The organism is Halomonas sp. PBN3 (assembly GCF_000475415.1).
GTDB classification, from domain to species: domain Bacteria; phylum Pseudomonadota; class Gammaproteobacteria; order Pseudomonadales; family Halomonadaceae; genus Halomonas; species Halomonas shengliensis.
Window position 1 is genome coordinate 1 of record NZ_AXCA01000100.1, and the last position, 13,176, is coordinate 13,176.

10 protein-coding genes are annotated in these 13,176 nt (G+C 67.9%); 5 read left to right on the plus strand and 5 right to left on the minus strand.

The window, feature by feature from the left end; genetic code table 11:
- Window positions 1-103 precede the first annotated feature (103 nt).
- The 4 genes from Q673_RS23650 to Q673_RS23665 form a co-directional block, all read right to left on the minus strand.
- Complete coding sequence (locus tag Q673_RS23650; RefSeq protein ID WP_023005133.1) at window positions 104-1,069, minus strand: TAXI family TRAP transporter solute-binding subunit; 966 nt, start codon at window positions 1,067-1,069, stop codon at window positions 104-106.
- Window positions 1,070-1,225: 156 nt separating this feature from the next.
- Entirely contained in the window at window positions 1,226-2,422 is a 1,197-nt protein-coding gene (gene lhgO / locus Q673_RS23655) for an L-2-hydroxyglutarate oxidase (protein ID WP_023005134.1), read from the minus strand.
- Between the two features lie 106 nt (window positions 2,423-2,528).
- Complete coding sequence (gene glaH / locus Q673_RS23660; RefSeq protein WP_023005135.1) at window positions 2,529-3,509, minus strand: glutarate dioxygenase GlaH; 981 nt, start codon at window positions 3,507-3,509, stop codon at window positions 2,529-2,531.
- Between the two features lie 198 nt (window positions 3,510-3,707).
- On the minus strand, window positions 3,708-5,150 hold the full coding sequence (locus Q673_RS23665; RefSeq protein WP_023005136.1) for an APC family permease: 1,443 nt from the start codon (window positions 5,148-5,150) through the stop codon (window positions 3,708-3,710).
- 315 nt (window positions 5,151-5,465) lie between these two features.
- Between Q673_RS23665 and Q673_RS37080 the strand changes: the two genes are divergently transcribed.
- The 4 genes from Q673_RS37080 (at window position 5,466) to Q673_RS23680 (ending at window position 11,045) form a co-directional block, all read left to right on the plus strand.
- Entirely contained in the window at window positions 5,466-5,744 is a 279-nt protein-coding gene (locus tag Q673_RS37080; RefSeq protein ID WP_031217745.1) for an XRE family transcriptional regulator, read from the plus strand.
- Window positions 5,745-6,006: 262 nt separating this feature from the next.
- Complete coding sequence (gene dsrO / locus Q673_RS23670; protein ID WP_023005138.1) at window positions 6,007-6,783, plus strand: sulfate reduction electron transfer complex DsrMKJOP subunit DsrO; 777 nt, start codon at window positions 6,007-6,009, stop codon at window positions 6,781-6,783.
- A complete protein-coding gene (gene nrfD / locus Q673_RS23675) occupies window positions 6,767-7,939 on the plus strand; it encodes an NrfD/PsrC family molybdoenzyme membrane anchor subunit (RefSeq protein ID WP_023005139.1) in 1,173 nt (390 codons plus the stop codon). Before dsrO ends, nrfD begins: the two co-directional genes overlap by 17 nt.
- Complete coding sequence (locus Q673_RS23680) at window positions 7,932-11,045, plus strand: molybdopterin-dependent oxidoreductase (protein WP_023005140.1); 3,114 nt, start codon at window positions 7,932-7,934, stop codon at window positions 11,043-11,045. The genes nrfD and Q673_RS23680 overlap by 8 nt, the downstream gene beginning before the upstream one ends.
- Window positions 11,046-11,139: 94 nt before the next feature.
- On the opposite strand, the gene ilvD is transcribed toward Q673_RS23680, so the two are convergent.
- Window positions 11,140-12,828: a dihydroxy-acid dehydratase gene (gene ilvD, locus Q673_RS23685; RefSeq protein ID WP_023005141.1), complete on the minus strand. Its 1,689-nt coding sequence runs from the start codon at window positions 12,826-12,828 to the stop codon at window positions 11,140-11,142.
- Between the two features lie 139 nt (window positions 12,829-12,967).
- Here ilvD and Q673_RS23690 point away from each other — a divergent pair.
- A partial coding sequence (locus Q673_RS23690) for a type II toxin-antitoxin system HigB family toxin (protein WP_023005142.1) occupies window positions 12,968-13,176 on the plus strand: 209 nt, incomplete at its 3' end.

Genomic DNA, 13,176 nt, shown 5'->3' on the forward strand with positions numbered 1-13,176 from the left:
CGGGCCTCGTCCTGGCCGGCCACGGGACCGGCCAGGACGAGGCCCGCACACAGCAGCAGGGCGGGCAGCCGGGCCCGCCCTGCCAGGTGGCGCGTGTCACGCATCATTCAGGACGCTGGTGATCCTGGACCTCGGCGCCGACCTCCTCGTAGTAGCGCAGCGCGCCGGGGTGGAAGGCGATCGGGGTGGAGTTGACGCTGAACTCCACGGTGGTGTCGTTGGCCGCCGGGTGCACCTCGATCAGCTCGTCGGTGCGCTCGAAGAGCATCTTGGTGATCTGGTAGGCGAGCTCCTCGTCCATCTCGCTGCTCACCGCCAGCACGTTGGGGATGCCGATGCTCTGCACGCCCTCTTCCATGCCTTCGTAGAGGCCGGCGCGCAGCTCGTAGGGGGCGAATACCGGCACCGCCTCGCGGGCATTGGCGACCTCCTCGTCGGAAAGGCCGATCAAACGGATGTCGCGGGTGGTCGCCAGGTTCATGATCGAGCTGGTGGGCGGCCCCACGCTCCAGAAGCCGGCGTCGATGTCGCCGTCGCGGATAGCGTCGGCGGTCTCGTTGAAGTTGAGGCGGCGCGGGTCGATATCGTCGTAGGTGATGCCATTGGCCTCGAGCAGCGCGCGGGCGTTGAGCTCGGTGCCGCTGCCGGGTGCGCCCACCGAGACCACCTTGCCCTCGAGGTCGGAGAGGCTCTCGATGCCGGAGTCGGCCAGGGTGACGATCTGCACGGCGTTGGGGTAGACCGAGGCCAGAGCGCGGATGTTCTCGAGCTGGCGGCCCTCGAAGTCGCCGGTGCCGGTGTAGGCCTGGTGGACGGTGTCGGCCAGGGCCAGGGCGAGGTCGGAGTCACCGCGCCACACCAGCCCCATGTTCTCCACCGAGGCGCCGGTGACCTCGGCGACGGCTTCATAGCCCTCGATATGCTTGCCGATCATCTCCGCCAGGCCACCGCCCAGCGGGTAGTAGGTGCCGCCGGTGCCGCCGGTGGCGACGGAGAGCTGCTGCTGGGCGACGGCCAGCGGGGCCGTCGCGATCAGCGAGGCGGCGACGGCATACTTCATGGCTTTCATGGCGTTCCTCCGGTCCTGGAACCAGTTGGGGTATTGTCGTTGTCGACGCCGTGGTCGACGTCTTGACTCAAGCTAGCACGCGGGCTGCGTGAGAGACGAACACCATGATTTCTACGTTTTTCGAGAATTTCAGCAATGCCACCATGGTCGCGGCCGTCACGCCGCGACCATCTCGCGCACCTTGTCGACGATATGGGCCCCGATGGGCAGCGCCGAGGTGGCCGCCGGCGACGGGGCATTGCCCACGTTCACCGTGCGCCGCGTGTTGACGAACAGGAAGTCGTCCACCAGCTTGCCGTCGCGGGAGACCGCCTGGGCGCGTACCCCGGCCGGATAGGGCTCGAGGTCCCCGAGCGTCAGGCTCGGGCAATACTTGCGCACCAGCTCGAGGTAGCCGCGCTTGTGCAGCGAGTTCTTCATCTCGGTGAGGCCCGGACGCAGGTTGCGCCCCAGCACCTTGAGGATGCCGGGGTCACTGAACATCCTCGCCATGTCGCCCAGGGACACGTCGCGCCGACGATAGCCCTCGCGCTTGAAGGCCAGCACCGCGTTGGGGCCCACCGTGACCGAGCCATCGATCATCCGTGTCAGGTGCACCCCGAGGAAGGGCATGGCGGGGTCGGGAATCGGGTAAATCAGGTGGTTGACGATGGCGTTGTGCTTCTCCGGCAGCCGGTAGTACTCGCCGCGGAAGGGGCAGATGGTGAAACCGGGCTCCTGGCCCAGCAGGCGCACCACCCGGTCGGCCATCAGCCCCGAGCAGCTCACCAGGTAGCGCCCCGTAAAGGTCCCGGCGCCGCTGCCCACCACCACCTCCTGGCGACGCTCCTCCAGCGCGGTCACCTCGGCGCCATAGCGGATCTCCCCGCCCATCCGCTCGAACTCGGCGGCCATGGCCCGGGTCACCGCGGCGTAGTCGACGATGCCGCTGGAGGGCACGAAGATCCCGCCGAGCCCGGTGATGTTGGGCTCGCGCTCGGCCAGCTCCCCGGCGGAGAGCCACTCTCGCGTGAGGCCGTTGGCGGCGGTGCGCTCCCACAGCGCCTGCATGCGCTCCATCTCCAGCTCGCTGGTGGCCACCAGCAGCTTGCCGCAGGTGTCGTAGGCGATGCCGTGCTCGTCGCAGAACGCCTTGGTGGCCCGATTGCCCTCCAGGCAGAAGCGCGCCTTGAGGCTGCCCGGGGTGTAGTAGACCCCGGCGTGGATCACCCCGCTGTTGTGGCCGGTCTGGTGATGGGCCGGGCCAGTCTCCTTCTCCAACAACAGCATCTTGCTGTCGGGATAGGCCTGCTTGAGCTGCATGGCGGTGGACATGCCCAGGATGCCGCCGCCGATGATGATGAAGTCGTGCATGTCACCCCTCTGCTTGACCCGGGAACGGGCTGGTAAAGGCAACGGCCACGCCGCCATCGGCGTGGCCGGACAGGCTATCTTGACGGCCGCGACGGCGGCCGTCACCTCACGCCCGGGCGGGAGCGCGCAGCGTGCGGGCGTGGGTGAAGTAGCCACGCTGGCGCATCAGCTCGCGGCGCAGCTCCGGGTGGGGGGTGAAGCGGTCGCGACCGTGCAGCCAGAAGTGGTTGTTGATCAGCAGGAAGCTGCCCACCGGGTTGGGCACCGAGAGGATCGCCGGGCTGCCCTCCAGCGACGTGGAGAGGTCGCACAGCCAGTTGCCCTCCTCGAAGTCCCTGGGCTGCACGAACTGGTCGATGTAGGCCATGATCGGGCGCCCCTCGCGGTCGACGTCGAACACCGGGTGGAAGACGTCGCGCACCACGTTCTTGCTGGGCGGCGCGCTCCAACGCATCGGCCGATGGGCCAGCGGATCGGCGAAGAAGCGCGCCAGGTCCTCCCAGTCATCCAGGTGCAACAGCAGCGAGTTGCCGCCCTCCATGTGCTGCTCGTCGATCTTCATCATCAGCACGTAGTCGGTGTCCTGCTCGACGAAGGTGCCGTCGTTGTGCAGCTCCATCACGCGGTGCGGCTGGCGCAGGTAGCTGTCGGAGTCGTCGACGTTCCTGACCACGAAGCGCGCGTAGAACTGGCCGCTCATGGCATCGAAGTTGGAGCGCCCCATCAGGTGCGCCACCGCGGTGGCCAGCTTGACCATGTCGTCGGCCTGCTCGACGCGATCCAGTCCCTCCGGCACCACCTGCAAGCCCCCGGTGGCGCGATCCACCAAGGTGTTCACCAGCACCGGCTGCAGGGTGTTGTCGCACAGGTCATTGAGCACCTTCGCCACGCGGAAGCGCAGCATCGACTTGTACTCCAGCGCCTGCACCGGCCACTCGGCCACGGCCGCGAGGAAGGCCTCGACCACGTCGCGGGAGATCGTCAGCTGCAGCAGCCGCGGCGACGCCGCGGAAGGAGCCAGGGTGAAGCCGCGGATGTCGGCGGGAAGCGGCATGGCGGTATCGGGAAGCTGGGTCAGCACGGTCATGTCAGGGTCTCCGGGTCTTGTGGGCTTGCCCGTTAAAAATATCTACATTTTTAAATTTCATCGACATTAAGATGTATAATTGACAAACATGGCACCCGTGCCACCCGGCGAAGCAGAGCCACGGCACGGCGCGCCCGGAAACGCCGAACCCCGGCGCAAGGGCCGGGGTTCGAGGCGATACGACGGGGCTGGCGAGGCTCAGTGGCCCTGGTAGGGGTCCGCCCCGGCCAGCTCGCGCTGCATCATGCCGTCGCTGTAGGCAGTGCCATAGCGGGCGCGGGACCAGGCGTAGAGCGCCAGGCCGATCCCCATCCAGCCGGCGAAGATCACCCACTCGATGGCGGAGAGCGCCGAGGGACTGCCCGGCAGGTACATGGCGGTCAGGCCCAGGGAGAGCAGCACCGCCAGGGCACCCACCAGCTTGCCCTGGCGCACCTTGAAGGGGCGCTCCATCTCCGGTTCACGGCGACGCAGCACCACGAAGGAGAGCGACACGAAGAGGTAGGCGATGACGATCCCGAGCCCGCCGGCCACCACCAGCCACACCAGCGCCGGGCGACCGAAGAAGGGCGCGATGGCGGAGAGGATGCCCATCACCAGGATGGCGTTGGTGGGCGTGCGATAGGTCGGGTGCAGCTTGCCCAGCCAGGCGGGCAGCATGCCAGAGTGCGCCAGGGCGTAGATGGCCCGGGAGCCGCCGATGTAGAAGGCGTTCCAGCTGGTGATGATGCCGGCGATACCGGCAATGATCATCAGGTTGCCGGCCCAGGGCGCCTGGAAGGCCGCCTGCATGGCATCCGGCACGGCGAGCGAACTCGCGCCCAGCGCCTCGGGGTCGAGCATCAGCGAGGTGCCAAGGATGATGAAGGCGTACCAGAACACCGCCAGGATCACCGAGATCATCAGCACCCGGCCGATCTCGCGGAACGGCAGGTTGATCTCCTCGGCGGCCTGGGGGATCACGTCGAAGCCGACGAACATGAAGGGCACCATGATGATTACCGTCATGATGCCGCCCATCACGCCCTCCTCGACGCTGAAAAGCGGCTGCATGGTTGCGGTGCTGCCCTGGAAGAGGGCCCCGGTGATGAACAGGATGCCCACCGCCAGGATCAGCAGGGTCACCACCTTCTGCACCAGGGCAGCGGTGCGCACGCCGATGTAGTTGATCCACATCATGGCCAGTGAGCCGGCCACGCCGACCGCCACCCAGGTGGCCTTCACCTCCCAGCCGTTGATGGTCCACAGGTGCCCCACCGCATAGTTCGGGAAGAGGTGCTCCACAACCGTGGGCAGCGCCACGGCCTCGAAGGCCACCACGCTCACATAGCCCAGGGTGATGGCCCAGGTGCACAGGAAGGAGGCGAAGTGCCCCATGGCACGGTAGCTGTAGACGTGTTCGCCGCCCACCTGGGGCATCGCCGAGGCGAGCTCGGCATAGGTGAGGCCCACCAGCACGATGATCAGCCCGCCGATCAGGAAGGCGGTGATCGCCCCGAGGCTGCCGGCGGACTGGATCCAGCTGCCGGTGAGCACGATCCAGCCCCAGCCGATCATGGCGCCGAACGCCAGGGCGAGGACATCCTTGCGGGCCAGCACGCGCGTCAGCTGGCCTTGAGAGGTCGTGGCATCTTGGGTCATATGATCCTCGATCGTTGTCGTTTTATCCTAAAAACTTTGTTTTCACGCAACATCGACAAAATAGGAAAAGAGGCACCATACGGCAAGGTTGTTCGAAATTCTTAATGCTAGACATTGGTCGACGCCCCGCCGCCGGCCCAGCTACTACAAGGGTTGGCACCCCCTCGTGACGGGCCTCGGTCGACACGATCAGCGTGAAGGATATTGCACGCCTGGTGGCACTCTGCCTGCCACCAAAGCCGCATGCAATCGAGACTGGCAAAAACACCGAAGAGCCCCCATAGTGTGCTTGTCGCAACCGCCCAATGGAGCATCATGAGCACGGCACGACAGTCCCGATCCGCGGAACTTCTTGACCCCCCGCGAAGCAGCCCTGACCTCGACGTCAGGGACCTGGAACAACGTACACGCCTCATGCGCATCGTGACCCGGCTGATCGCCGTGTCAGACCTCGGCAGCCGCGAGATCGCTCGCCGCGCCGGGCTGCCGATGCAGAAGATCAGCGACCTCCTCGCGGGGAAGCTGGAGCACCTCTCCATCGATGAGCTACGCCTCGTGCATCGCACCATCGAGCAGCAGGGGGCCACCCACTAGGCCACCCGGCCACGCATCACGCAACGCGCCCCGAACAGCGAACGCCCTGCCCCGCCGGCAGGGCGTTTTTTGTCCTGCCGACTCGCCGAAAAAACCCAGATATTCATTGGCTTGCACATCATTACGCGAGCATTAAGCGCTTGCTAACAATCTCTTGACCGACATCAAGGCCATATACCTTGGTCGCAGGTAGCCTTCCGGTATCAGATTTACCTCTTGAATGCGCGGACGATTCCGCCCCACCCAGGCCACCGGAGGCGCCATGGACCCCATTCGCCGCACCCTTCTCGGCCAGCTGGCCCGCCTCAGTGCGGGTGCCGCCTTGATACCGCTCTCCAGCGTTGCCAGCGCCGGCATCAACCAGCAGCCCCCCCGTCGAGAAGGCGATCCCAGCAAGCGCTACGGCATGCTCATCGACCTGCGCCAGTGCATCGGTTGCCAGGCCTGCACCGTGTCGTGCCATATCGAGAACGCCGCCCCGCTGGGCAGCTTCCGCACCACCGTCTCCCAGTACGAGGTAGAGCACCAGGACACCGGTGAGGTCGCCACCTTCATGCTGCCGCGCCTGTGCAACCACTGCGAGAACCCGCCCTGCGTGCCGGTCTGCCCGGTGGAGGCCACCTTCCAGCGCCAGGACGGCATCGTGGTGGTCGACAGCGACCGCTGCGTGGGCTGCGCCTACTGCGTCAACGCCTGCCCCTACGACGCCCGCTTCATCAACGAGCGCACCCAGACCGCCGACAAGTGCACCTTCTGCGCCCACCGGCTGGAAGCCGGCCTGCTGCCGGCCTGTGTGGAGAGTTGCGTGGGCGGCGCGCGGATCATCGGCGACATGCGTGATCCGGAGAGCCAGATCAGCCGCATGATCGCCGAGCACCGCGACGAGCTGATGGTGCTGCAGCCGGAGAAGAACACCCTGCCCCAGGTCTTCTACCTCGGCATGGACGAGCGCTTCGTGACTCGCCCCGACGCCGAGCCGGTCGCCCTGGAAGTCCTCGATCCCCACGGCCAGGAGATGGGCTATGAATTCCGCCATTGAGCTGCTCGCCCCGCGCTACGACATCGCCTGGTACCCCTGGGCGGTGCAGTACTTCTTCATGATCGCACTCTCCTACGCCACCCTGTGGCTGGCTGCCCCGGCGCTGGTGTTCGGCAGGAAAGCCTGGCTACCCACCGCACGCCTGGCGCTGCTCGCCTGCCTGACCACCACCCTGGTGGCACCGGTGGCCCTGCTCGCCGACCTGCACCAGCCACTGCGCTTCTGGCACTTCTACGCCTACGCCAACAGCCACTCCTGGATGTCCGTCGGCAGCCTGGTGCTGCCCCTCTACGTGGTGGGCGTGATCGTGCTGGCCTGGCTCGCCTGGCGTCCGGCGCTGCAGGCCCATCGCCAGGCCCCCGGCATCGCCGGTTTCGTGGCCCGCTGGCTGTCGCTGGGCGACGCCCCTACCCCGCGCGCCCTGGTGGTGCTGGTGGGCCTCGGTACCCTGGCCCTCTCCACCGGCATCATGCTCTACACCGGCGCCGAGGTGGCCATCGTCAAGGCCCGCCCGCTGTGGCACACGGTGTGGCTGCCGCCGATGTTCGTGGCCACCGGCTTCATCGCCGCCACCGGCCTGATCCTGGTGCTCAACCGCGTGGCCGGTGAGCGCAGCACCACAGTCAGTCGGCAGATGCTCAAGGTGATGCTGGGGGCCTGCCTGGTGGCCGGACTCGTCGCCGGCAGCTGGTTCCTCGACGGCATCAATGCCAACGTCGGCTCCGTGGCCGCGGCAATGGAATCCGTGCGCGACAGCGCCGAGTGGCGCAGCACCGCCCTGTGGGGTGGCCTCACCGGCCTGGTCCTGTTCGGCGCCGTGCTCTACCTGCTCACTCGCCCCGCTTCACGCCGCCCGGCACTCTACGCCTGGGCCTGGGTGCTCGGCCTGGTGGCCTTGCACGTCGGCTGGATGTTCCGCTGGGTGGTGCTGATGGACGTGCAGACCGTGGCCCGCCACAGCGCCGGCTTCCACCACTACGGCATCCCCGCCGGCTCGTCCGGCATCCTCGGCATCGTCGGTACCTTCGGCCTGTGGCTCGCCGCCATCCTGCTGATCGACCTCTTCGTGCCGTGGCGCCAGGCCGCCCAGGGCGGCAGCGCCGCCGACGCCTCCCCCGAACATCCTGACGTCGAAGGAGCCCTCCGTCATGGCTAAGTCACCCGACACCTCACGTCGCCGCTTCCTCAAGGGCGCCGCCGCCGCCGGCGGTGCCGCCACCTTCGCCGCCGGCTACTCCGACCCGCTGGTCAAGATGGCCAAGGGCGTCACCGGCAGCGCCGGCGAGAAGCCCGAGCACCGCATCCACGGCAACTCCCTGGCACCGGAGTACACCGTCGACCCCGAGAGCGGCGAGCTGACCCTCAACCCCGACCAGCGCGTGGCCTTTACTGTCTGCTACGGCTGCACCACCAAGTGCGGCGTGCGGGTGCGCGTCGATAATGCCACCGACCAGGTGCTGCGCGTCTCCGGCAACCCCTACAACCCGCTCTCCTCCGACGAGCACCTGCCCATGCGCACCCCGGTGGTCGAGGCCCTGCGCGGGCTGAGCGCCTATGGCGACCAGGGCCAGCAGAACCGCTCCACCGCCTGCGCCCGCGGCAACGCCATGATGGCGCAGATCGACAGCCCCTTCCGCGTCACCCACTGCCTCAAGCGGGTCGGCGGGCGCGGCAGCCGCGAATGGGAGAAGGTGCCCTTCGAGCAGGTCATCGAGGAGATCTGCGAGGGCGGCGACCTGTTCGGCGAGGGCCATGTGGATGGCCTGCGCGCCATCCACGACGTCGATACCCCCATCGACCCGGAGAACCCCGAGTACGGCCCGAAGGCCAACCAGCTGATGGTGATGGAGGCCACCGATTACGGCCGCTCCGCGCTGCTCAAGCGCTTCGCCTTCAACGCCTTCGGCACCCGCAACTACGGCCACCACGGCTCCTACTGCGGCCTGGCCTATCGCATGGGCTCGGGGGCGGTGATGAATGACCTGGCCAAGAATGCCCACACCAAGCCGGACATCCAGAACGCCCGCTTCATCCTCTACGTGGGCACCGCCCCCAGCCAGGCCGGCAACCCCTTCAAGCGCCAGGGGCGGTTGATCGCCCAGGCGCGCGCCGAAGGCACCCTGGAGTATGTGGTGGTGGACCCGGGCCTCAACGCCTCGGCTTCCCACGCCGCCGACCACAACCGCTGGGTGCCGATCCGTCCGGGCACCGACAGCGCCCTGGCCATGGCCATGATCCAGTGGCTGCTCGACCACGAGGGCTACGCCAAGGCGTTCCTGGAGCTTCCCGGCCAGCCCGCCGCCGAGGCCGCCGGCGAGGCGACCCACACCAATGCCAGCCACCTGGTGATCACGGACGATGCGCACCCGCGCCGCGGCCGCTTCCTGCGCACCAGCGACCTGGGCCTGGCCGAGGCGGACAGCGACGCCGACGTGCCCATGGTGGTGGCTGACGGCGAACTGGCGAAGAGCACCGATGTCATGGCCGCCGAGCTGTTCGTTGACCGTGACGTCGAACTCGTCGGCTCCTCAGAAGGGCCTGGCGAGACCGTACGGGTCAAGAGCAGCCTGACCCTGCTGCGCGAGTCCGCCAACGAATACACCCTGGCCGAGTATGCCGAGCACTGTGGCATCCCCGAGGCCACCATCGTCGACCTGGCCACCCGCTTCGCCAGCCACGGCCGCCGCGCGGTGACCAACTCCCATGGCGGGATGATGTCCGGCAACGGCTTCTACGCCGCCTTCGGCATGCAGATGCTCAACGTGCTGGCCGGCAACCACAACCGCAAGGGCGGCAGCGCCGCTGGCGGCGGCCAGTTCAACGGCGTCGGCACCGGCCCCCGCTACGACCTGGCCAACTTCCCTGGCAAGCGCGGCCCCAAGGGGGTCTTCCTCTCCCGCTCGCGCTTCCCCTACGAGAAGTCCTCCGAGTACCAGCGCAAGGTGTCCGCCGGCGAGAACCCCTACCCGGCCCGCGCCCCCTGGCGTTCGCTGGCGCCGCCCACCCTCACCGAGCATCTGCCCTCGGCGCTGGACGGCTACCCCTACCCGATCAAGGCCGTGATCGGCTGCATGGCCAACCCCATCTACGGCCAGGCGGGCCTGGAGGGGCTGATCGCCGACAAGCTCAAGGACCCGAAGCGCCTGGGGCTCTTCGTCGCCGTCGACGGCTTCCTCAACGAGACCAACCGCTACGCCGACTACATCGTGCCGGACTCGGTGATGTATGAGGTGTGGGGCTTCACCGGCTCCTGGAAGGGCACCCTGGGCAAGATGACTACCGCCTGCTGGCCGGTGGTGGAGCCACGCCAGCAGAAGACCGAAGAAGGCGAGCCGGTCTCCATGGAGAGCTTCTTCATCGCCACCGCCAAGCGCCTCGGGCTGCCGGGCTTCGGCGACGAGGCGATCCCCGACGCCGACGGCAACCTGCACCCGCTCAACCGTGCCGAGGACTTCTTCCTGCGCGCCGCCGCCAACGTGGCCATGCAGGGCGAGCCGCTGCCCGCGGCCGACGAGAGCGACATCGCCCACGCGGGCCTGGCCCCGCTGCTGCCCAGGCTGGAGCGCACCCTCAAGCCCGAGGAGCGCGGCCCGGTGGCCTACCTCTACGCCCGCGGCGGTCGCTTCGAGGACTTCAAGGACCACTTCAAGGGCGAGAACCTCACCAGCGCCTGGAAACGCACCCTGTGCGTCTACAACGAGCAGGTGGGCACCAGCATCAACACCCAGACCGGCGAGCCCAACCGTGGCGTGCCGCGCCATGCCCTGCCGCCGCTGGCCGACGGTCGAGCCATGCGTGAGGTGTTCACCGAGGAGGACTGGCCGCTGCTGGCGTTCTCGTTCAAGTCCAACCTGATGAACTCCTACGCCATCGGTCTCGAGCGGCTGCGCATGATCAAGCCCTACAACCCGGTGATGATGCACCGCCAGGACGCCGAGCGCTTTGGCATCCAGCACGGCGATACCATCCGCATCGAGAGCCCCGGCGGCAGCGTGGTCGCCCTGGCACTGGTCGGCGAAGGCGTGATGCCCGGCGCACTGGGCATCGAGCACGGCTACGGCCACCGCGACCTGGGGGCCACCCCCCACGTGATCGACGGCGAGTCCCAGCCCGACCTCGAGTGGCTGCGCGCCGGCATCAACATCAACGACCTGGGCTTCAAGGACCCGACCCGCAGTATCGACGGCACCTGGCTCGAACCCATCAGCGGCGCCGCCGTGCGCCAGGGCATGCCGATCCGGGTGACCCGGCTCGACGCCTGACCCTCGGCGGCCCTCATCCCGATGGCACAGCGCCCCGCCGGTTTCCCGGCGGGGCGCTGGCGCAGGGGGCTCCCCCATCGGCCGCGGTGCGGGGTCACTCGACGGCGTCGGTCACCGCCCCGGTGCTGGCCGAGCTGACCAGGCGCGCATACTTGGCCAGCACGCCGCGGGTGTAGCGCGGCGCCGGCTGGCGCCAGGCGGCGCGGCGGCGCATCAGCTCCTCGTCGGTGAGGTCGACGTCGATGGTGTCGGCCTCGGCGTCAATGGTGATGCGGTCGCCATCCTCCACCAGCGCCAGCGGGCCGCCGTCGAAGGCCTCCGGCGTCACATGGCCCACCACGAAGCCGTGGCTGCCGCCGGAGAAGCGCCCGTCGGTGATCAGCGCCACCTCGCTGCCGAGCCCTCGGCCCATGATCGCCGAGGTGGGGGTGAGCATCTCGCGCATGCCGGGCCCGCCCCGCGGCCCCTCGTAGCGGATCACCACCACATCGCCGGCCACCACGGTGCCGTCGTTGATGCGCGCCTGGGCTTCCTCCTCGGAGCCGAACACCCGAGCGGTGCCGGAGAAGCGCGTGCCCTCCTTGCCGGTGATCTTGGCCACCGCCCCCTCGGGGGCCAGGTTGCCGTGCAGGATGCGCAGGTGGCTCTCGGTCTTCACCGGGCGATCCAGCGCCGCGATGATCCGCTGGTCGTCGGGATAGGGAGCAACGCTCGCCAGGTTCTCGGCGAGTGTCTTCCCGGTCACCGTCAGGCAGTCGCCGTGCAGCAGGCCGGCATCGAGCAGGGTCTTCATCAGCGGCTGGATGCCACCGATGGCGACCAGCTCGCTCATCATGTAGTGGCCGCTGGGGCGCAGGTCCGCCACCACCGGCACGCGCCGGCCGATGCGGGTGAAGTCCTCGAGGCTCAGCTCCACCCCGATGGTGCGGGCCATGCCGATCAGGTGCAGCACCGCGTTGGTGGAGCCGCCCAGCGCGATCACCACGGTGATGGCATTCTCGAAGGCCTCGCGGGTCATGATGTCTGAGGGCTTGAGGTCGCGCGCCAGCAGCTCGAGCACCGCCGCCCCCGCCGCCTCGCAGTCCTCGCGCTTGTCCCTGGAGACGGCGTTTTGCGCCGAGCTGCCCGGCAGGCTCATGCCCAGCGCCTCGATGGCCGAGGCCATGGTGTTGGCGGTGTACATGCCGCCGCAGGAGCCCGGACCGGGGATCGCCGTCTCCTCGATCTGCTTGAGCTCGATCAGGTCGATGTCGCCGCGGCTGTGGGCGCCCATGGCCTCGAACACCGAGACGATGTCGGTGTGGCCCTTGCCGGGCAGGATGGTGCCGCCGTAGACGAAGACGCTGGGGCGGTTCAGCCGCGCCAGGCCCATCAGGCAGCCCGGCATGTTCTTGTCGCAGCCGCCGATGGCCACCAGGCCGTCGAAGCCCTCACAGCCGGCCACCGTCTCGATGGAGTCGGCGATCACCTCCCGCGACACCAGCGAGTACTTCATGCCCTCGGTGCCGTTGGCGATGCCGTCGGAGATGGTGATGGTGTTGAAGATCACTCCCTTGCCGCCGGCGGCGTCGGCGCCGTCGCTGGCGTGGCGGGCCAGCTCGTCGATATGGCTGTTGCAGGGGGTGAGGTTGCTCCAGGTGGAGGCGATGCCCACCTGGGGCTTCCTGAAGTCCTCGTCGGTGAAGCCCACCGCACGCAGCATGGCGCGGCTGGCCGCCTTGCCGGGGCCATCCACCACCGGGGCGGAGTGGCGGCGGCGGGAATCCTTCGGGGTATCGCTCATGGCAGGGCTCCTGTGAAGATGGCGTGACCCTCAGAGGGTGGACCGCAAGCCATGTAGCTGTCCATGGACGACCTGCCAACCTTGCCACATGATACGTGGACGGCTACTATTTATCGCATAATGCGATAGAGCAGCCGTTATGCATGTCATCACCCAGAAACGCATCTGGGAAGCCAAGCAGAAATGGCCCCAGGCCGCCTCTTCCCTGGATGCCTGGTATCGGCTAATGAAGTCGAGCGAACCCGGCAGCTTTGCCGAGATGAAGGCGCTGTTTCCCGCCACCGACAAGGTCGGCCGACAGCATGTCTTCGATATCGGTGGCAACAAGAGTAAGTATCCCCCGGCAAA